Source organism: Mycobacterium sp., assembly GCF_019247635.1.
In the GTDB taxonomy this organism is placed as follows: Bacteria; Actinomycetota; Actinomycetes; order Mycobacteriales; family Mycobacteriaceae; genus Mycobacterium.
This window is the reverse complement of the sequence record NZ_JAFBAR010000018.1, coordinates 40,366-60,964: the sequence shown is the minus strand read 5'-3', so window position 1 is coordinate 60,964 and position 20,599 is coordinate 40,366. Positions and strand designations below refer to the sequence as shown.

General features: G+C 65.8%; 19 protein-coding genes and 1 tRNA gene. 15 read left to right on the top strand and 5 right to left on the bottom strand.

Annotated features, from left to right (window positions below):
• Window positions 1-14 precede the first annotated feature (14 nt).
• Window positions 15-998 carry an SIR2 family NAD-dependent protein deacylase gene (locus JO236_RS02985; protein ID WP_293324515.1) on the top strand — a complete coding sequence of 328 codons (984 nt, stop codon included), beginning with the start codon at window positions 15-17 and terminating at the stop codon, window positions 996-998.
• Between the two features lie 257 nt (window positions 999-1,255).
• On the opposite strand, the gene JO236_RS02980 is transcribed toward JO236_RS02985, so the two are convergent.
• Window positions 1,256-1,345: transfer RNA gene (locus JO236_RS02980), tRNA-Ser, on the bottom strand.
• A 36-nt stretch (window positions 1,346-1,381) separates the two neighbouring features.
• Between JO236_RS02980 and JO236_RS02975 the strand changes: the two genes are divergently transcribed.
• Entirely contained in the window at window positions 1,382-2,353 is a 972-nt protein-coding gene (locus JO236_RS02975) for an NAD(P)H-quinone oxidoreductase (protein WP_293324513.1), read from the top strand.
• A 74-nt stretch (window positions 2,354-2,427) separates the two neighbouring features.
• On the opposite strand, the gene JO236_RS02970 is transcribed toward JO236_RS02975, so the two are convergent.
• Window positions 2,428-3,624, bottom strand: a complete 1,197-nt coding sequence (locus JO236_RS02970; RefSeq protein ID WP_293324510.1) for a cysteine desulfurase-like protein — start codon at window positions 3,622-3,624, stop codon at window positions 2,428-2,430.
• Between the two features lie 116 nt (window positions 3,625-3,740).
• Between JO236_RS02970 and JO236_RS02965 the strand changes: the two genes are divergently transcribed.
• The 5 genes from JO236_RS02965 to JO236_RS02945 all read left to right on the top strand — a co-directional run bounded on the left by JO236_RS02965 (window position 3,741) and on the right by JO236_RS02945 (window position 8,852).
• The gene (locus JO236_RS02965) at window positions 3,741-5,708 is read left to right on the top strand and encodes a DUF6541 family protein (RefSeq protein WP_293324508.1); all 1,968 of its coding nucleotides are present in this window, start codon (window positions 3,741-3,743) and stop codon (window positions 5,706-5,708) included.
• A 106-nt stretch (window positions 5,709-5,814) separates the two neighbouring features.
• Window positions 5,815-6,273, top strand: coding sequence for a bacterial proteasome activator family protein (locus JO236_RS02960; RefSeq protein ID WP_293324544.1), 459 nt, complete (start codon window positions 5,815-5,817; stop codon window positions 6,271-6,273).
• Window positions 6,273-7,118 carry an ABC transporter ATP-binding protein gene (locus JO236_RS02955; RefSeq protein ID WP_293324506.1) on the top strand — a complete coding sequence of 282 codons (846 nt, stop codon included), beginning with the start codon at window positions 6,273-6,275 and terminating at the stop codon, window positions 7,116-7,118. Before JO236_RS02960 ends, JO236_RS02955 begins: the two co-directional genes overlap by 1 nt.
• Window positions 7,111-8,022 (top strand): glycosyltransferase, encoded by a 912-nt coding sequence (locus JO236_RS02950; RefSeq protein WP_293324504.1) that lies wholly within the window; start codon window positions 7,111-7,113, stop codon window positions 8,020-8,022. Before JO236_RS02955 ends, JO236_RS02950 begins: the two co-directional genes overlap by 8 nt.
• A complete protein-coding gene (locus JO236_RS02945; protein ID WP_293324502.1) occupies window positions 8,022-8,852 on the top strand; it encodes an ABC transporter permease in 831 nt (276 codons plus the stop codon). Before JO236_RS02950 ends, JO236_RS02945 begins: the two co-directional genes overlap by 1 nt.
• A 10-nt stretch (window positions 8,853-8,862) precedes the next feature.
• Here JO236_RS02945 and JO236_RS02940 read toward each other — a convergent pair whose 3' ends face one another.
• Complete coding sequence (locus JO236_RS02940) at window positions 8,863-9,621, bottom strand: hypothetical protein (protein ID WP_293324499.1); 759 nt, start codon at window positions 9,619-9,621, stop codon at window positions 8,863-8,865.
• A gap of 406 nt (window positions 9,622-10,027) precedes the next feature.
• Here JO236_RS02940 and JO236_RS02935 point away from each other — a divergent pair, with 406 nt between their 5' ends.
• From JO236_RS02935 to JO236_RS02900, 8 genes are all read left to right on the top strand, one after another.
• Window positions 10,028-10,252, top strand: coding sequence for a hypothetical protein (locus tag JO236_RS02935; protein WP_293324496.1), 225 nt, complete (start codon window positions 10,028-10,030; stop codon window positions 10,250-10,252).
• A gap of 28 nt (window positions 10,253-10,280) precedes the next feature.
• Window positions 10,281-11,417: an SPFH domain-containing protein gene (locus JO236_RS02930; RefSeq protein ID WP_293324494.1), complete on the top strand. Its 1,137-nt coding sequence runs from the start codon at window positions 10,281-10,283 to the stop codon at window positions 11,415-11,417.
• A 118-nt stretch (window positions 11,418-11,535) separates the two neighbouring features.
• A complete protein-coding gene (locus JO236_RS02925) occupies window positions 11,536-12,033 on the top strand; it encodes a GreA/GreB family elongation factor (protein ID WP_293324491.1) in 498 nt (165 codons plus the stop codon).
• 47 nt (window positions 12,034-12,080) lie between these two features.
• Window positions 12,081-12,500 carry a GtrA family protein gene (locus JO236_RS02920; protein ID WP_293324489.1) on the top strand — a complete coding sequence of 140 codons (420 nt, stop codon included), beginning with the start codon at window positions 12,081-12,083 and terminating at the stop codon, window positions 12,498-12,500.
• A gap of 32 nt (window positions 12,501-12,532) precedes the next feature.
• Entirely contained in the window at window positions 12,533-13,927 is a 1,395-nt protein-coding gene (locus JO236_RS02915; RefSeq protein WP_293324486.1) for an FAD-binding oxidoreductase, read from the top strand.
• Window positions 13,928-14,692, top strand: coding sequence for a decaprenylphospho-beta-D-erythro-pentofuranosid-2-ulose 2-reductase (locus JO236_RS02910; RefSeq protein ID WP_293324483.1), 765 nt, complete (start codon window positions 13,928-13,930; stop codon window positions 14,690-14,692).
• Between the two features lie 2 nt (window positions 14,693-14,694).
• Entirely contained in the window at window positions 14,695-16,596 is a 1,902-nt protein-coding gene (locus JO236_RS02905) for a galactan 5-O-arabinofuranosyltransferase (RefSeq protein WP_293324481.1), read from the top strand.
• Window positions 16,596-19,874, top strand: a complete 3,279-nt coding sequence (locus JO236_RS02900) for an arabinosyltransferase domain-containing protein (protein WP_293324478.1) — start codon at window positions 16,596-16,598, stop codon at window positions 19,872-19,874. The genes JO236_RS02905 and JO236_RS02900 overlap by 1 nt, the downstream gene beginning before the upstream one ends.
• 5 nt (window positions 19,875-19,879) lie before the next feature.
• Here JO236_RS02900 and JO236_RS02895 read toward each other — a convergent pair whose 3' ends face one another.
• Both JO236_RS02895 and JO236_RS02890 read right to left on the bottom strand, forming a co-directional pair.
• Complete coding sequence (locus JO236_RS02895) at window positions 19,880-20,179, bottom strand: hypothetical protein (protein WP_293324476.1); 300 nt, start codon at window positions 20,177-20,179, stop codon at window positions 19,880-19,882.
• An 82-nt stretch (window positions 20,180-20,261) separates the two neighbouring features.
• Entirely contained in the window at window positions 20,262-20,483 is a 222-nt protein-coding gene (locus JO236_RS02890; RefSeq protein WP_293324474.1) for a hypothetical protein, read from the bottom strand.
• Window positions 20,484-20,599 lie beyond the last annotated feature (116 nt).

The following is a 20,599-nucleotide window of genomic DNA, read 5'->3' as shown; positions in this document are numbered from 1 at the left end:
ACCACAATCGAGGCATGGTGGATGAATGGCATGAGGAACCCGCCAACGCAGACTTCGTGCGCCGGTTGCGGAAAGTGATCAACGGGCCGGGGAGGCTGTTGGTGTTCCTCGGCGCTGGTCTTTCGTTTGGAGCGGCACGACTGCACGGCCGAACGCAGTTCGACTACCACAGGTACGACCATTGGTGGTCGCACGATTTCCCGTTCACTCCACTCACGCCGGATGACGATGGCCTACCGTTGCCCGACTGGCCGATGCTCGTCAACCGCATGTGCCGTGAGACCATGATGAACTCGCCGACCGCGGAGCGCGACGCCCTCCGCACCTTCTTCATCGAAGAGGGGCCGCTGGATACCGCGCAGCTCTTCCGCCAGACGGTCGGTGAGGCGAACTACGCAGAATTCCTCCGCCAGCAGTTCGATGCGTCTAGATATCCGTTCGTCCACACCACGCCCAGCCACGCCGCGCTAGTCCGCCTCGACCTGCCACTGTTGTTCACCACCAACTTCGACGAACTCATCGAGACGGCATACCGAGAGGCGAATGTGCAACTGCGCGTCAGTATTTCAGAGGACCAGTTCACCGCACACCGCACACAGAGCCCTGCGCGTCACCTCGTCAAGCTCCATGGCTCGATCGATCAACCAGAAACGATTGTCCTTACACGCAGCGACTACGCCGCAGCTAGGGCCCAGCGAAAGGAGATGCTGGGATTCCTTCGCAGCGAGATGGCAGAGACGACCTTCCTATTCATCGGCTTCAGCCTCAGTGACCCCAACTTCAACCTGCTCCACGACGACATCCGCCTGGAATACGGCATAAATGTTCCTGTGTCATATACCGTGCAAGCCCGACGAAATCCCGTGAAAGAGCGGTATCTACGCTCCTTGGACATCAACACCATCTGGCTCGATCGTTGGAACGACTTGCCGAATTTCTTGACGCGCATCAGTCAGACCGGCGCCAGGGGGGTCGCGCAGGAGATGTCGAGCGATTGAAAATTGATCTAATTATCGACGATTGTGCGCTGAGCGCATGTCAGCTTCTCCTAAGACGCCTCGGTAATGATCTGGCGGCCACGGGCACTGACGGAACCTCACCGTCCCAGCGCTGCTCTCACGTCCTCAGCAGGCGATCAACGAACAAGCACGCGCGCCCAGGACGCCGTGCTCATCAGGTTCGACAACCGCAGTCGAACCCAGCTGACGCTGGTTCCGAGTAAGCAACATTTTGGCGGCGGCGGTGGCGGTGGCGGTGGCGGTGGCGGAGGGATTTGAACCCCCGGACGGTGTTAGCCGTCTCTCGCTTTCAAGGCGAGTGCATTAGGCCGCTCTGCCACGCCACCGCTGACAAGGGTAACGGGGTCGGTACCGTGAGCGGCATGCATGCCATCGTGGCGAAATCCCCCGACCAACTGTTATGGCAGGAAGTGCCCGACGTCTCTCCCGGGCCTGATGAGGTCCTGATCAAGGTCGCGGCGGCCGGGGTCAACCGTGCCGACGTCCTGCAGGCCGCCGGGAAATACCCGCCACCGCCGGGAGCCAGTGAGACCATCGGCATGGAGGTGTCCGGCTTCGTCGTGGACGTCGGTCCGAATGTGACGGAATGGACTGCGGGACAAGAGGTTTGCGCCTTGCTGGCAGGTGGCGGATACGCAGAGTTCGTCGTCGCTCCGGCAGGACAGGTGATGCCGATTCCGGCGACCGTCAACCTTGTCGATGCCGCCGGATTGCCGGAGGTGGCGTGCACCGTGTGGTCGAACCTGGTGCTGACCGCCCACCTCAGCGAGGGCCAGCTGCTACTGCTGCACGGCGGAGCCAGCGGCATCGGCAGCCACGCGATCCAGGTGGCCCGCGACTTGGGCGCGACGGTGGCCGTCACCGCGGGGTCACAGGAAAAGCTGGACCTCTGTCGCAGGCTGGGTGCGCAAATCACCATCAACTACCGCGAGGAGGACTTCGTCGCGCGCATCAATGACGAATGCGACGGCGCCGACGTCATCCTCGACATCATGGGCGCGGCCTACCTGGACCGCAATATCGACGCCCTGGCAACCGACGGTCAGCTGGTCGTCATCGGCATGCAGGGTGGAGTGACCGGCGAGCTGAACCTGGGCAAGCTGATGGGCAAGCGGGGCCGGGTCATCGGCACCACACTACGGGCCCGGCCGGCGAGCGGACCGAACAGCAAAACCTCCATCGCACAGGCAGTTACGGCCTCGGTCTGGCCGATGATTGCCGGCGGTCGCGTGCGGCCGATCATCGGCGAACGCATGCCCATCGAGCGGGCCGCCGAGGCACACAAGCTGATGGTGTCCGGTGAATTGGTCGGCAAGATCGTGCTGACCGTCTGAAGTTCCCGCGCGAGCAGACGCAAAAACACCTTTTCGCCGGCGTGTCGCGGTGCTTTTGCGTCTGCTCGCCGACCTCAGCCCAGCGATGCCAGCGCTCGCACCAGCTGATCGACCTCGGCCATCGTGGAGTAGTGCGCCAGCCCGACGGTGACGGCACCGCCAATGTCGTTGGCGCCCAACACATCCAGCACGCGCGAGTTGGCATTCGAAATCGCCAGGATTCCGTTGTCCGCGAGCCGTTGGACCACCCGTTCGGCGGGCACATCCTGCAGAGCGAAGCTGATCACGGGGATACGCGCCTCGGGCCGGCCGATCAACATGACCAACGGCAGCGATCGCAACGACGTCATCAGGTAGTCGAAGACCCGGTTCAGGTAAGAGCCGACGGACTGCATCGACACGGACAGCCGCTCACGCCTGCTGCCGCGGGCAGACTCGTCAAGTGCCGCAAGGTATTCGATGCTCGCGACCACGCCGCCCAGCAGACCGAACTGGTGCAGGCCGAGCTCGAGACGAGCGGGGCCCGTGGCGTAGGCATTGGTCGAAACGGAACCGAACGTGTTGATCTGCGCCGGATCGCGAAAGACGATCGCCCCGATCGGCGGACCGCCCCAGGCGTTCGCGTTGACCGCCACCACGTCGACATCAAGCTCTTTGATATCTAACAACCGGTATGGCGCCGCGGCGGAATGGTCGACCACCACCAGCCCGCCGACATCATGCACCAACTTGGTCACCGCCCGCAGATCGGTGACCGTGCCCAGCGTGCCCGACGCCGAGGTGACCGCCACCAGCCGGGTCGACTTGCCGACCAGACCCTCCCACTGCCACGTCGGCAAATCGGCGGTCTCGATGTCGACCTCGGCCCACTTCACCTTGGCGCCGTAGCGGTGCGCGGCACGCAACCACGGTGCGATGTTCGCCTCGTCGTCGAGGCGACTGACGATCACCTCGTACCCGAGGCCGGCACGCGAGGAGGACGCCTCGGCCAATGAGGACAGCAGGATCGCGCGGTCGGCACCCAGTACGACGCCGGCCGGATCGGCGTTGAGCAGATCGGCCACCGCCGCCCGTGCCGCCTCCAGGACGGCCGCGCTGCGCCGCGCCGACGGATGACTACCCGCGGTACTGGCGCTGGACCGGCGGAAGGCCGTCGACACCGTCGTCGCAACCGAATCGGGAATCAGCATTCCGGCAGGCGCGTCGAAGTGCGCCCACCCGTCACCCAGCGACGGATGCAGGCCGCGCACCCGGGCGACGTCGTATGCCATGACAGCCACCTTAGAGCTTTCGCCATTCCGCGAAATTGTGACGGTAGCGGGCGTCCAAAGGATCCGGCCCTCGCAGGCTTTCGGGCCCATGTCACCCGGGCAGCCATACTAGTCGAGTGGGCTTGTGCTTCGGAACGCTGATCGCATTGCTTTTGCTGATCGCCCCGGGGACAATCGTCGCGCGTGTCGCTCAGCTAACTTGGCCGACAGCCATCGCAGTTGGCCCGGCGCTGACCTTCGGCATTGTCGCGTTGGCGATCATCCCTTACGGCGCGGTCGGAATCCCCTGGAACGGTTGGACGGCAATGGCCGCGCTTGCGGTCGTGTGCCTGCTGACGACGGGTCTGCAGCTACTGCTCGCCCGGTATCGCGACACCGAGGCTGAAGCCCTGGCACCGCGCGGTTGGCCGGCGGCCACGGTGGCCGCGGGGGTGCTACTGGGCGCCCTGCTGGTCATGTGGGCGGTCTACCGCGGGATCCTGCACTGGGAGTCCATCCCCAGTACGTGGGACGCGGTCTGGCATGCCAACACCATCCGCTTCATCCTCGACACCGGCCAGGCGTCGTCCACCCACATGGGTGAGCTTCGCAACGTCGAGACCCACTCGGTCCTGTACTACCCGTCGGTATTCCATGGGCTGGCGGCGGTGTTCTGCCAGCTGACCGGGGCGGCGCCTACCACGGGCTACACGCTGACCTCGGTGGCGGCCTCGGTTTGGCTGTTCCCGTCGAGTGCCGCCATTCTGACCTGGCGGCTGGCGCGGCCGGTGACAACGCAACGGCGGGCCGCTGGGGCGTCGGCCGTCGCCGCGGCACTGTCGGCGTCGTTCACCTCGCTGCCCTATGTCGAGTTCGGCGTCGCCGCGATGCCCAACTTGGTTGCCTACGGGGTCGCGGTCCCCACGATGGTCTTGATCACCTCCACGTTGCGGCATCGCGACCGCATTCCGGTGGCCATCCTGGCGCTGGTGGGCACCTTCTCGCTGCACCTCACCGGCGGCTTCGTCGTCGTGCTGTTCCTGGTGTTCTGGTGGCTTTTCGACGGGCTGCGGCATCCCGTGCGCGGCCGCCTCGGCGACGTGCTGATCCTGCTGGCGGTGGCGGTCCCGACCGCGCTGATTTTGGCGCCGCAATTCATCGGGGTGCTCAGGCAGGCCGACATCATCGCGGGTCACACGTTTCCGGCCTTCAAGTCCAGAAGGCAGTACGTGATCGACGCCGTGCTCCAGCACACGCGCCACCTCAACGACTTCCCCACTCAGTACTGGCTGGTCGCATTAGCGGGCATCGGGATGGCGATCCTGCTCTACAAGAAGGTCTGGTGGCCGCCGGCGCTATGGCTGTGGCTGGTCGTGGCGATCGTGTACTCGGGCGCCCCGTTTCGCGGCCCGATCGGTCGGGCCATCGAGGAGTTCAGCCAGTTCTTCTACAACGACCCGAGGCGGCTGACGGGAGTAGTGGCGATGCTGTTGGAGCCGATGGCCGGCGTCGCATTGTTCACTTTGGTCGGTGTGGCGGTGAAGGGCTTGGCCGCCGCCGCCGAGCGACTCGGCAGGCCGCTGCCCGCGCCCGCCTGGGTCGCGGTCACCGTGGTGCTGCTGGTGGTGACCGCCGTGGCCACGGCCCGGCATTACCTGCCGCGGCACCGCGTGTTGCTCGGCGACAAATACGACTCGGTGATGATCGACCAGAAGGACCTGGACGCGATGGCCTACCTGGCAACGTTGCCCGACGCGAAGAACACCCTCATCGGCAACTCCAACGTGGACGGCACGGCGTGGATGTACGCGGTGGCCGACCTGCACCCTCTGTGGACGCATTACGACTTCCCCCAGCAAACCGGTCCGGGCTACTTCCGCTATGCCTTCTGGGCCTACGCCAACACCGGCAATCCCTGGGTTGTCGAGGCGGTTCGGGTGCTCAACATCCGCTACATCTACACCAGCGAGCCCACGGTGCGCGGGTTCAAGGTGCCCGAAGGGCTAAGGTCACTGGAGAAATCCAAGGCGTGGGTAGAGATCTACAACAACGGCGGTGCCCAGATCTGGAAATGGCGCGGAAACCCCGAGCAAGCCCACTCCTAGCAGGCACGCAGGAGGATGGTGACTTCGATTGACTAACGGCAGAGATGCCTCAGACGGACCCGACGACGACGGCATAGAGGTGATCGGCAACGTCGACCCCCGGATCATGGCGCTCCACGATTCCGCGGGCGACGGCGACCCCGACGAACGTTCCCTGACCGACCTCGTCGAGCAACCCGCCAAGGTGATGCGGATCGGCACCATGATCAAGCAACTGCTGGAGGAAGTGCGTGCCGCGCCGCTAGACGACGCGAGCCGCAACCGGCTCCGCGAGATCCACGCCACCAGCATCCGCGAACTCGAGGACGGGCTGGCGCCGGAACTACGCGAGGAACTCGATCGCCTCACCCTGCCGTTCACCGAGGGCAGCGTGCCGTCGGACGCCGAACTGCGAATCGCTCAGGCACAGCTGGTCGGCTGGCTGGAAGGACTGTTCCACGGCATCCAGACCGCGCTGTTCGCCCAGCAGATGGCCGCCCGCGCACAGCTGGAGCAGATGCGCCAGGGCGTGTTGCCACCGGGAATAGGTAAGCCGGGCCAGTCCGGGCACGGGCAGTATCTGTAGTGTCTGGGCCGCACTCACCTCGTATCGAGACCCGCGACGCGTGGGTGGAATTCCCCATCTTCGACGCCAAGTCCCGATCGCTGAAAAAGGCCTTCTTGGGCAAGGCGGGCGGCACGATCGGGCGCAACACCTCCAACGTCGTCGTCATCGAGGCGCTGCGGGACATCACCATGTCGCTGAGCCTGGGCGACCGGGTGGGTCTGGTCGGCCACAACGGGGCGGGGAAATCGACTCTGCTGCGGCTACTTTCGGGCATCTACGAACCGACCCGCGGGTCGGCGACGGTGACCGGCCGGGTGGCGCCCGTCTTCGACCTCGGGGTCGGCATGGACCCGGAGATCTCCGGTTACGAGAACATCATCATCCGCGGCCTGTTCTTAGGGCAGACGCGAAAGCAGATGCTGGGCAAGGTGGATGAGATCGCCGAGTTCACAGAACTGGGCGACTACCTGTCGATGCCGCTGCGCACCTACTCCACCGGTATGCGGGTAAGGCTGGCGATGGGCGTGGTCACCAGCATCGACCCGGAGATCCTGCTGCTCGATGAGGGCATCGGGGCCGTGGACGCCGATTTCCTGAAGAAGGCCCAATCCCGACTGCAGAGCCTGGTCGAGCGCTCCGGAATCCTGGTTTTCGCAAGCCATTCCAACGAGTTTCTGGCCCGGCTGTGCAGGACCGCGATGTGGATCGACCACGGAGTTATCAAGCTGACCGGCGGCATCGAAGACGTGGTGCGCGCCTACGAGGGTGAAGACGCCGCCCGGCATGTGCACGACGTGCTGGCCGAGACGCAACCGGGAAGGCCGGTGGCACAACAAGCTACCGGGACCGCACAGGATGACTGAGTCGGTCTTCGCCGTCGTAGTCACCCACCGCCGCCCCGACGAACTGGCCAAGTCGCTGGACGTGTTGAGTACCCAGACGCGGTTGCCGGATCACCTCATCGTCGTCGACAACGACGGACCCGGTGATGGCCGGGTGAAGGAACTTGTTGCCGCCCAACCGGTTCCCACGTCCTATCTGGGATCGCTCCGAAACCTCGGCGGCGCCGGCGGTTTCGCGCTGGGCATGTTGCATGCGTTGGCGCAGGGCGCCGAGTGGGTGTGGCTGGCCGACGACGACGGACGCCCGCAGGACACCCGGGTGCTGGCGACCCTACTGGCTTGCGCCGAAAAATACGGCCTGGCCGAGGTGTCACCGATGGTGTGCAACATGGACGACCCGCAGCGGCTGGCTTTCCCCCTGCGCCGGGGTCTGGTATGGCGAAGGCGTGCAAGCGAATTGCGCACCGAGGCCGATCAGGATCTGCTGTCCGGGATAGCGTCGCTGTTCAACGGCGCGTTGTTCCGGGCGTCCACCCTGGAAGCCATCGGGGTACCGGATATGCGACTGTTCATCCGTGGCGACGAGGTGGAGCTGCATCGGCGACTGGTGCGGTCCGGCCTGCCATTCGGCACCTGCCTGGACGCGGTCTATCTGCATCCGTGTGGATCCGACGAATTCAAGCCGATCCTGGGCGGTCGCATGCACACTCAATATCCCGACGATCCCGCGAAGCGGTACTTCACCTACCGCAACCGCGGCTACGTGTTGTCGCAACGGGGCCTGCGCAAGCTTCTGCCACAGGAGTGGCTCCGCTTCGGCTGGTTCTTCCTGGTGACCCGCCGCGACCCTAAAGGCTTGGTCGAGTGGATTCGGTTGCGGCGCTTGGGGCGTCGCGAAAGGTTCAGCAAGCCGGGAGGGTCCTGATGACGTTCATCGACGCGGCGGCCCAGTCCCGGACGCTGGCCCGGGCCCGGGGCGATCTGGCCGACGGTTTCCACCGCCACGAGTTGTGGCTGCACCTGGGCTGGCAGGACATCAAGCAGCGCTACCGTCGCTCGGTGCTGGGGCCGTTCTGGATCACCATCGCCACCGGTACCACCGCCGTCGCGATGGGTGGGCTGTATTCGAAGCTGTTCCACCTCGATCTGGCGGTCCATCTGCCGTACGTCACGCTCGGGTTGATCATTTGGAACCTGATCAACGCCGCCATCCTGGAGGGCGCCGACGTGTTCGTCGCCAACGAGGGGCTGATCAAGCAATTGCCGACCCCGCTTTCCGTGCACGTCTACCGGTTGGTGTGGCGGCAGATCATCCTGTTCGCGCACAACATCGTCATCTACCTCGTCGTCGCGATCATCTTCCCCAAGCCGTGGTCGTGGGCCGATCTGTCAGTGCTTCCGGCGCTGGCGCTGATCATGCTCAATTGCATATGGGTGGCGCTGTGTTTCGGCATCCTGGCGACCCGCTACCGCGACATCGGCCCGTTATTGAATTCCCTTGTGCAGCTGCTGTTCTTCATGACACCGATCATCTGGAACGACGACACCCTGCGGCAGCAGGGCGCCGGACACTGGGCGCAGATCGTCGAACTCAACCCGCTGCTGCATTACCTCGACATCGTGCGGGCGCCGCTCCTGGGGGCGCACCAGGAACTGCGGCACTGGGCGGTGGTGGTGGTGCTGACCGTCGTCGGCTGGGTGCTGGCGGCGTTTGCCATGCGGCAATACCGCGCGCGGGTCCCCTACTGGGTCTAGCCGGCGCGAACTATTCGGTGACCGTCATCTCGTTGCCGCCGGTGGCCCAGGACTTGGCGAACAGCTCGATGGGCACCACCTCGTCGCGGCCCTCCCGGGTGCCGCTGTCGTTGAGGTGCACTGTGCGATTGGCGACGTCAATGCCCGTGACGACCACGGCGTGATCGGCCATCGGGTCGCCCGCGCGGTCCTTGACTTCCACCGGCTCGCCCCAGATGAGCTCCGCGTTGACCCCGACGATGACCATGCGACCGGCGGCAAGGTAGTGCTCGAGCGCGTCGATGCCGCTGCCGGCGCCGTTGGCGCTCGGGGAGTCGGAGTCTCCCGGGGTGGAATACGCGGCGGTGATGCCGTACTGCGCGAATAGCACCGGTAGGTCACTCGGGTCGGTGCCGTGTCCGGTCCGGTTCGGGTCGTTCAGGTCGCTCGGCAGGGTGTAGATCGGGCCGCGGTGGGCCTGGCTGGGCAGCCGTTGGGCCACCGCGATGATCTCGCTTTCGGTGGGCTCGTGCCCGGTCAGCTGGCCAATCACGTCGGCGGCGGCCATTAGCGCGCAGTCGTCGAGTGACTGTTTGCGCCAGTACGTGGCGGCCGCGGTGGGGTCACCGTACATCGTGACCGGCTTGAGGGCGCTGGCGTGCACCTGCGTTGCCGGAGAGGCGTGCGCCATCCCAGTGCCCAGGCCGAACGCTACCGCCGCTCCCACGGCGGCCAGGCCGGCGGCCCGTGCGGCCCTGCCAACTCCGAAGCCAATCTTGCTGGTGCCCACTACATTTCCTTTTCTCGTCTGCCACTTGGGGGCTGGGTGCGTGAGAAAAGGTTCTGCTACCGCCCTTCCCAAAAGCTCCACGGATCCTTGGAGGGGCGGGCGTGCTTGTCGCGGGATCCCTGGAGCGCGCGCCGCCAAGGATCCTTTGAGAAATCTTCAAGGCTGCGTTCAGAGGATCTGTCCGTGCAAGCGCGAATTGTCAGCGCTGCCAGGACAAGTGAAGGAGAACAAGGAAAACCACACTGATGGCGGGAGACGTCCTCAGCTCACAGTGTTCGAGTTGTGTGCCGAATGGGGCATCATCGATCCGCGGATCATGGGCAGCACCGGAACCGGGCGCGCGGCGGCCTGAATGTTTGCGACAAAACATGTCACCCGGACCGCGCAAAAGGAGGAGTATGCCATCGTGAGCGACGCCTCGCCGATCGGTTGCGTTGGGACGTTGATCGTGGCGACCCGTGGTGACCGCGGTGCCGGTGAAGTACTGCTGACCGTCCGGGGATCCAAAGAGGCTTTCCTGGCGTGGTCGGACGAACCGCTGCCTAAAGGCACCGAGGTGCTGGTGGTCGAGGTTCGGGGCGCGCGGACGGTGGTCGTCGAGCCGTGGAGCCATCCCACCCAGATTTCTTGATAACAGCGAAACACTAAGGAGTACAACAATGCTCGGTTACAAGGTGCCCGATCCGGACGAGGCGATGCTGATCTCGGGCGGCCGCGCAAAGGGCAACGCACCGTTCCGCGTGGTGACCGGCCACGGCGCCTTCGTCATCCCGTTGCTGCGCAAGGTCCGATTCCTGACGCTGGCCATGTGCGAGGCCGAGGTCGCCGAAAAGTGCGTCACCCAGCAGGGCATCACCCTTAACGTGCGGGCGGTGATCGCGTTCAAGGTCGGCAACGACACCGAGAGCATCATCAGCGCGGCACAGCGGTTCCTGTCCGAACAGGACCAGATGTCGGTGCTCACCGGTCGGATCTTCGCCGGTCACCTGCGCTCGATCATCGGCTCGATGACCGTCGAGCAGATCATTCGGGAACGCCAGAAGCTGGCAACCGAGGTGCTCGACGGGTCCAAGGAAGAGATGGCCCGGATCGGCCTGAACGTCGACGCCTTGCAGATCCAGTCCATCGATGACGACGGGCTCGGTTACATCACCGCGATGTCGGCGCCGCACAACGCGGCGATCCAGCAGCAGGCTCAGATCGCGCAGGCGCAGGCGAACCAGGCGGCCGCCGAGGCCGACCAGGAATCGCAGCGTAAGCAGGCGGAATTCGGCCGGCAGACCGCGATCGTCAAGGCGCAATACAAGGCGGAGGTCGACAAGGCCCAGGCCCAAGCCGCACAGTCCGGCCCGCTGGCCGAGGCACAGGCTCAGCGCGAGGTGCTCCAGATGCGCACCGAACTGGCCGAGCGGGCCGCCGAACTCCGCCAGCAGGAGCTCGTCGCCGAGGTGGTCAAGCCGGCCGAAGCCGAAGCCGAACGCGTCCGGATTCTGGCCGTCGCCGACGCGGAGAAGATGAAGATCCTGGCCGAGGCGGCGGCATCGCACAACCGGGTGGCACTGGACAAGGCGCTCATCGACCAGCTGCCCGACATCGTGGAACGGGCGGCCGCGGGCCTTGCCGGGGCAAACCTCACCGTGCTCAACGGCGCCGACGGGCTCAGCCAGGTCGCCAGCGGGCTCGTCGCGCAGGGCAAGGCCATCTTCGACGCGCTGCGCGGCGAGACCTTCGATTACGACGACGTCCAGGACAACGCCGTGCCGCCGCTCACCGGATTCGCGAAAGATGGTGCCTGACATCGCGACTAATAAAATCGCCGGCTTGTGGGTATACACGTGACTAATTGTCCGTTGCTGGTGTGCACCGGACGGGTGACCAGCAAAGGGGCCTAGGAGCGTGAAAGGTCGGCGGCACGTGAGTCAGGACAGCAAGAGCCGCGAGTCGACGGGTCTGGCGGACGCGGCGCGAAGCAACCTCGCGGCAGAGCTGGATCGGCTGCGGCAGCGGCACGATCGCCTCGAGGTCGAGGTCAAAAACGATCGCGGCATGGTCGGCGATCACGGAGACGCGGCCGAAGCGATTCAGCGAGCCGACGAGCTGGTCGTGCTGGCCGACCGGATCAACGAACTCGACCGGCGGCTGCGGGCCGGGCCGCCGGCGACGCCGAACGGGTCCGAGCAACTCCCCGGCGGAACCGAGGTCACGCTGCGGTTCCCCGACGGCGAGGTGGTCACCATGCACGTGATCTCCATCGTCGAGGAGACGCCGGTCGGTCGCGAAGCCGAGACGCTGACCGCGCGCAGCCCGCTCGGGCAGGCGCTGGCCGGACACCAAGCCGGGGACACCGTGACCTACTCGACCCCTCAGGGCGAGAACCAGGTCGAGCTGCTCGCTGTGAAGTTGCCCACGTGAGCCGCAACCAGACCCCGGCCGCACCGCCCTCGATAGACTGCCACGCGATGATCCCCCCAGAACCCGGTGCGGCGCAGCCACGGCACCATGTGCACCTCACCACGCAGGTTTGGCGTTTCATCGTCACCGGCGGGCTGGCGGCCATCGTCGACTTCAGCGTCTACGTGACGCTGTTGAAGCTGGTGCACTTGCAAGTAGACCTGTCAAAACTCATCAGCGTCATCATCGGCACCATCACCGCGTATCTCATCAACCGCCGCTGGACGTTTCAGGCGCCACCGAGCAGCGCCCGCTTCGCCGCGGTCATGGTTCTCTATGGGTTCACCTTTGCCGTCCAGGTCGGCATCAATCACCTGTGCCTGTTCCTTTTCCACTGGGCGATACCCGTCGCATTCGTCGCCGCCCAGGGCACCGCGACAGTGATCAACTTCGTCGTGCAGCGGGCCGTTATCTTCCGCATCCGCTGAGCCGAACCGCGTAAGCGGTACCCTCTGTGACGATGTTCAGCAGCGATATCCCGACCACCGCGACCCGGCTCACGGGCTTTGGCCGTACCGCACCGTCGGTGGCGCACGTGCTGTCCACGCCGGACCCCGAGGTGATCGCCAAGGCGATCGCCGAAATGGCCGACTCGGTAGGCCAGAAAGGCGCCCGAGGCGTGATCGCCCGCGGACTGGGCCGTTCCTACGGGGACAACGCCCAGAACGGTGGCGGTCTGGTGATCGACATGACGCCGCTGAACAACATCCACTCGATCAGCGCCGACACCTGCCTTGCCGAGGTCGACAGCGGGGTGAGCCTCGACCAGCTGATGAAGGCGGCCCTGCCGTTCGGGCTATGGGTCCCGGTCCTGCCGGGCACCCGGCAGGTCACCGTCGGTGGCGCGATCGCCTGCGACATCCACGGCAAGAACCACCACAGCGCGGGCAGCTTCGGCAACCACGTCGCCTCGATGGACCTGCTGCTGGCCAACGGCGAGTTGCGGCGCCTGACGCCCGACGGTGAAGACGCCGAACTGTTCTGGGCGACCGTCGGCGGCAACGGCCTGACCGGGATCATCCTGCGCGCCACCATCGCGATGACGCCGACCGAGACGGCGTACTTCATCGCCGACGGCATTGCCACCAAGGACCTCGACGAAACGGTGGCCGTTCACATCGACGGCAGCGAAGACCGGTACACCTATTCCAGCGCCTGGTTCGACCTGATCAGTCCGCCACCGAAGCTCGGCCGGGCCGCGGTCAGCCGTGGCAGCCTGGCGAAGCTGGATGAACTACCCAAGAAGCTTGCCAAGAACCCCCTGAAATTCGATGCGCCGCAACTGTTGACGGTTCCAGACATATTTCCGGTCAGTGCGATGAACAAGCTGTCGTTCATGGCGATCGGCGAGGTGTATTACCGGCTGGGGGGCACCTACACCGGCAAGATCATGAATCTGTCGCAGTTCTACCACATGCTCGACTTGGTCAGCGGCTGGAACAATGCTTACGGGCCAACGGGTTTTGCCCAACACCAGTTTTTGGTACCACCGGACGCGATGGACGAGTTCAAGGCCATCATCCGCTGGATCCAGACCCGCGGCCACTATTCGGCGCTCAACGTGTTCAAGCTCTTCGGGCCTGGCAACAGAGCACCGCTGAGTTTCCCGATGGCCGGGTGGAACGTCGCGATGGACTTCCCCAACAAACCTGGCGTCAACGAATTCCTCAACGAACTCGACCGCCGGGTAATGGAATTCGGCGGCCGGGTGTACACCGCCAAGGACTCCCGGGTCACCGCCGACAGTTTTCACGCCATGTATCCGCGCATCGACGAATGGATCGCGGTGCGCCGCAAGGTGGACCCGAACCAGGTGTTCGCCTCGGACATGGCCCGACGTTTGGAGCTGCTGTAAATGGTGCTCGACGCGATGGGTAACCCCCAGACCATCCTCCTACTCGGCGGCACCTCCGAGATCGGGCTGGCCATCTGCGAGCGTTACCTGCAGAACGCCCGTGCGCGAATCGTGTTGGCCTGCATGCCCGAGGACCCGGGACGAGACGACGCGGTGGCGCAGATGAAGGCCGCCGGCGCGCGGTCGGTGGAGATGATCGACTTCGACGCGCTGGAAACCGACACCCACCCGAAGGTGCTGGATCAAGCGTTTGCCAATGGAGACGTCGACGTGGCCATCGTCGCGTTCGGGTTGCTCGGCGACGCTGAGGAGCTGTGGCAGGACCAGCGCAAGGCCGTACAGATCGCCGAAATCAACTACACCGCCGCGGTTTCCGTAGGCGTTCTGCTGGGCGAGAAGATGCGCGCCCAAGGCTTCGGCCAGATCATCGCGATGAGTACGGTCGCCGGAGAACGGATTCGGCGGTCCAACTTCGTCTACGGCTCCACCAAGGCCGGTCTGGACGGCTTTTACCTCGGACTGTCAGAGGCGCTGCGCGAGTACGGCGTTCGCGTCCTGGTGATCCGGCCCGGCCAGGTGCGGACGCGGATGAGCGCGCACATCAAGGAAGCCCCGCTGACCGTCGACAAGGAATACGTCGCCGACCTTGCGGTGACCGCAGCCGCAAAAGGTAAGGAATTGGTTTGGGCGCCAGCAGCATTCCGCTACGTGATGATGGTGTTGCGGCACGTCCCGCGCCCCATATTCCGCAAGCTGCCGATCTGAGCATGCGCAATGTGCTGGCCACCCTCGGCCAGATGGCACTGGCCGCCCTGATCGCGGTCGCGGTATCGGTAGCCTCACTGATCGCCATCTCCAGGGTGCAGTGGCCGGCCTTCCCGTCGTCCAATCAGCTGCACGCGCTGACCACCGTCGGCCAAGTCGGCTGCCTGGCCGGGCTGATCGGCGCCGGCTGGGCGCGGCGCCGGTTCGCGCGCCTGGCCCAGCTCGGCGGGTTGGTGTTCGTGTCAGCGTTCTGCGTGGTGACGCTGGGCATGCCGCTGGGAGCCACCAAGCTCTACTTGTTCGGCATCTCCGTGGACCAGCAGTTCCGCACCGAATACCTGACCCGGCTCACCGATAGTCCGGCCTTGCACGACATGACCTACCTCGGGCTGCCGTCGTTCTACCCGCCGGGCTGGTTCTGGATCGGCGGACGGATCGCGGCGCTGACCGGGGCCCCCGCCTGGGAGGCCTATAAGCCCTGGGCCATCACCTCGATCACGATCGCGGTCGCGGTCGCGCTGGTGTTGTGGTGGCGGATGATCCGCTACGAGTACGCGCTGATCGTCACCACCACGACCGCGGCGGTGACGTTGGCCTACAGTTCCCCGGAGCCCTACGCCGCGATCATCACGGTGCTACTGCCGCCCGTGCTGGTGTTGACGTGGTCGGGCCTGCGCGCGGGTGCCCGCGAATTGGGGGCACCACCCGGTGGCGAGCCACCAGCCCGGGGCTGGGGCGCGGTGGCCGGGGCCGGCATATTCCTGGGCTGCACGGCCACCTGGTACAACCTGCTGCTGGCCTACAGCGCTCTGACCGTCACGCTGATGGCCCTGGCGGTGGCCGTATCGCGCTGGCGGAGCTCGGGCATCAAGGCCGCGATGGACCCGCTGCGCCGGCTGGCCGTCGTGGGCGTCATCGCGGCGTCCATCGCCGCGCCCACCCTGCTGCCGTTCCTGTTGCGGGCGGCTCATGACCCCGTCAGCAACACCGGCAGCGCCTATCACTACCTGCCGGCCGACGGCGCCGAGCTGACCTTCCCGATGCTGAAGTTCTCGCTGCTGGGCGCGATCTGCATGGCGGGCACGCTGTGGTTGATAGTGCGCGCCCGCACCTCGGTGCGCGCGGGGGCCCTGGCCACCGGCGTGCTGGCCATCTACCTGTGGTCACTGTTGTCGATGCTGGCCACGCTCGCGCGCATCACGCTGCTCTCGTTTCGACTGCAACCGACGCTGAGCGTGCTGCTGGTCGCCGCGGGGGCGTTCGGCTGCATCGAGAGCACGCGGGCGTTGGCCGCCCAGAGCCGGGCCGTCCTTCCGGTGGCCGGCGCGATCGGCCTGGCCGGCGCGATCGCGTTCAGCCAAGACATCCCCGACGTGCTGCGCCCGGACCTCACCATCGCCTACACGGACACCGACGGCTATGGCCAACGCGGGGACCGACGCCCGCCCAGCTCGGAGAAGTATTACTCCGCGATCGACGCCACCATCCGGCACGTCACCGGCAAGCCGCCCGATCAAACCGTGGTGCTGACCGCCGACTACAGCTTCCTGTCGTATTACCCCTACTGGGGCTTTCAGGGGTTGACGTCGCACTACGCCAACCCGCTGGCCCAATTCGACAAGCGCGCGGCCCAAATTGAGACATGGTCCAAGCTCAAGACGGCCGACGAGTTCGTCCACGCGCTGGACACCCTGCCGTGGGCCCCGCCCACGGTGTTTCTGATGCGCCGCGGGTCGAGCGGCACTTACACCCTGCGGCTGGCCGAGGACGTCTATCCCAACCAGCCAAATGTCCGCCGCTACACGGTGGACCTGAAGTCCGAGTTGTTCGCCCAACCGCATTTCATCGTCCAGACCATCGGCCCGTTTGTGCTGGCCATCCGCACACCCGTGGCGGGTAGTTGATGGCCACGCATACCTCTCCCACCCCACCTGACGTGGGAGAACTACCATCTACCTCCGTGAGCGACGCGGCCCCTAACCACCGGATCGCCCGGATAGTCGCTGTGATCGCCGGACTGCTCGGGGCTGCGCTGGCGCTGGTCACCCCGCTGCTGCCGGTCAACCAGACCACCGCCCAGCTGAACTGGCCGCAGAACGGCGCCTTCGGCAGCGTCGAGGCGCCGCTGATCGGCTATGTGGCCACCGACTTGACCATCAACGTCCCGTGTGCGGCCGCCGCCGGCCTGGCCGGACCGCAGAGCAGCGACAAGACGGTGCTGTTGTCCACGGTGCCCAAACAGGCGCCCAAGGCCATCGATCGCGGGCTGTTGCTGCAGCGCGTCAACGACGACCTGGTGCTGATCGTGCGCAACGTTCCGGTGGTCGCCGCTCCCTTGAGCCAGGTCCTCAGCCCCGCCTGCCAGCGGTTGACCTTCACCGCGCACGCCGACAGAGTCACCGCCGAATTCGTCGGCCTGACCCAGGGGCCGAACGCCGAACATCCCGGCTCGCCGCTGCGCGGTGAGAAGAGCGGTTACGACTTCCGGCCGCAGATCGTCGGCGTGTTCACCGATCTGTCGGGACCGGCGCCACCGGGCCTGAGCTTCTCGGCGACCGTCGATACCCGTTACAGCAGCAGTCCCACGCCGCTGAAAATGGCCGCGATGATCCTCGGGGTGCTGCTGACCGCGATCGCCCTGATCGCCCTGCACGTCCTGGACACCGCCGACGGCACCCGGCACCGGCGCTTCCTGCCGGCACGGTGGTGGTCGATCGGCGGCCTGGACGCCCTGGTGATCGCCGTGCTGGTCTGGTGGCATTTCGTCGGCGCCAACACCTCCGACGATGGCTACATCCTGACCATGGCCCGGGTGTCCGAGCACGCCGGCTACATGGCGAACTACTACCGCTGGTTCGGCACGCCCGAGGCGCCCTTCGGTTGGTACTACGACCTTTTGGCGGTGTGGGCGCACGTCACCACGACCAGCGCCTGGATGCGGCTGCCCACTTTGGCGATGGCGCTGACGTGCTGGTGGGTCATCAGCCGCGAAGTCATCCCGCGGCTGGGTCATGCCGTGAAGAAGAGCCGGGCCGCCGCCTGGACCGCGGCCGGCATGTTTTTGGCGGTCTGGCTGCCGCTGGACAACGGGCTAAGGCCCGAGCCGATCATCGCCCTGGGCATCCTGCTGACCTGGTGCTCGGTGGAGCGCGCCGTGGCCACCAGCAGACTGCTGCCGGTGGCGGCGGCCTGCATCATCGGAGCGCTGACCCTGTTTTCCGGGCCGACGGGAATCGCCTCCATCGGCGCGCTGCTGGTCGCGATCGGCCCGCTGCGGACCATCCTGCATCGACGCTCCAAACGGTTCGGCATACTGCCGCTGCTGGCGCCGCTGCTCGCCGCGGCCACCGTCACCGGGATCCTGATCTTCCGCGACCAGACACTGGCGGGCGAATACCAGGCCAGCGTCCTCAAGCGCGCCGTCGGGCCCAGCCTCAAGTGGTTCGACGAACACATCCGCTACGAGCGGTTGTTCATGGCCAGTCCCGACGGGTCGGTGGCCCGTCGCTTCGCCATGCTGGCGCTGTTCGTCGCGCTCGGGGTAACCGTGGCAATGTCGTTGCGAAAGGGGCGTATTCCAGGCACCGCCGCCGGTCCGAGCCGACGCATCGTCGGCATCACCATCATCTCGTTCCTCGCGATGATGTTCACCCCCACCAAGTGGACACACCATTTCGGGGTGTTCGCCGGGCTGGCCGGATCGCTGGGCGCGTTGGCCGCCGTCGCGGTCAGCGGTACCGCGATGCGCTCCCGACGCAACCGAACCGTGTTCGCCGCACTGGTGCTCTTCGTGATGGCTCTCTCATTCGCCAGCGTCAACGGCTGGTGGTATGTGTCCAACTTCGGTGTGCCGTGGTCGAATTCATTCCCGAAATGGCGCTGGTCGCTGACCACCGCACTGCTCGAACTCACGGTCCTGGTGCTGCTACTGGCGGCGTGGTTCCACTTCGTGGCCACCGACAACGGTCCGCCAAAAACCCGGCGTGGGGCGCGTCTGTCACGAATCACTCAGTCCCCGTTGGCCATTGCTGCTTGGCTGTTGGTGGTCTTCGAGGTGGTGTCACTGACTCAGGGGATGGTCACCCAGTACCCCGCGTGGTCGGTGGGCCGGTCGAACCTGCAGGCACTCACGGGCAAGAACTGCGGACTGGCCCAGGACATCCTGGTCGAGCAGGATCCCAACGCCGGCATGCTGCCGCCGGTGAGCGCGTCGGTGGCCGACGCGCTGGGAGCGGGCCTGTCGGAAGCCTTCACGGCCAACGGTATTCCCGCCGACGTCTCTGCTGACCCGGTGATGGAACGCCCGGGTGACCGCAACTTCATCAACGACGACGGGCAGATCAAGGGTGGCGAGGCCGGCACCGAGGGCGGCACCACCGTCGCGCCGGGCATCAACGGATCGCGTGCCATGTTGCCCTATTCCCTGGATCCGGCGCGCACGCCCGTGCTGGGCAGCTGGCGATCCGGTATACAGGTGCCCGCCACGCTGCGTTCGGGCTGGTACCGGCTGCCTCCGGCGGATCAACGAGCGAAGGCGGGACCGTTGCTGGTGGTCAGCGCGGCCGGCCGGTTCGACCCCCGTGAGGTGCAGCTGCAGTGGGCCACCGATCAGGAAGCGGCCTCCGGAAAGCCGAGCGGCTCAATGCAATTCGCTGATGTCGGAGCGGTGCCGGCGTGGCGCAACCTGCGGGCGCCGCTGTCGCAGATCCCAGACAGTGCCACCCAGGTCCGCCTGGTCGCCGACGACCAGGACCTGGCGCCACAGCACTGGATCGCGGTTACGCCGCCGCGGATTCCACAGCTGCGCACCCTGCAGGACGTCGTGGGCTCCCAGGACCCGGTCTTCCTGGACTGGTCGGTGGGTCTGGCGTTCCCGTGCCAGCGACCGTTCGGCCATCAAAACGGCGTGGACGAAACACCGAAGTGGCGCATCCTGCCGGACCGGTTCGGCGCCGAGGCCAACTCCCCGGTAATGGACAACAACGGCGGGGGCCCGCTGGGCGTCACCGAATTGCTGGTGCGCGCCACCACCGTCGCCAGCTACCTGAAGGACGACTGGTTCCGTGACTGGGGAGGGTTGCAGCGGTTCACGCCTTACTACCCCGACGCCCAGCCCGCACTGCTCCAGCTCGGCAGCGTGACGCGCAGCGGCCTTTGGAACCCTGCGCCGCTCAGGCACTAGGGCTCCTACAGGCCGGGCAGGCAGAGGCCGGGAATGCAGCCCAGATTCGGCGGCGGGCTGTCACCCTCATAGACGAAATGACCGCGATTGGCCTGGAACCCGTAGTCGACCCAGTACCAGGTGTGACATACGTTCATGTCCCATCCGACGTCGGACTCCGGCAGGTGCTGGCCTGGGCACCACTGGTAAGGGCCCCTGGTGTTGGCGTCGGCGGTACCCGCGGCCAAACCAAGTCCGGCCACCGCGACACCGCCGGCCAGGACCGCCCCGAAGGCGATCCGCTTAAGAGGGTGAGGGGTCTTCATGGCTGCGTCCTTGTGCTCCGTACCGCCCCGCTTCCGGTCGACCTCCCCAGCAATCCGGAAACGGGGCAGCAGGTATTTGGGGTTACGGGACCAAAGCCCGCAGGGGATGGGTGATCGACCAGATCGGGTGCAGAACGTCACCGGCGTAGTGGCGAACCGGGTGCAGCGGCCCACTGGCCGGGTCCCACGGGTCCGCTGATGCGGTGGCCGGCACGAGCGACGCGAGCAGTGACAATGCGACGGTGCCCAGCAAGACACCAGCCCCGATGCGTAGCTTCGACACCTTCTTTGACGTGGCATTCATGTCGCGATTCCTCCCTTTGCGGTGTCGGTTCAGTCCCCGACAACATGAGGGTGGCGCGGACCACTTGCCGCTTTTTCGCGAAATTCTTGCGCAATTCTTGCGCGCCTGTTCAGACA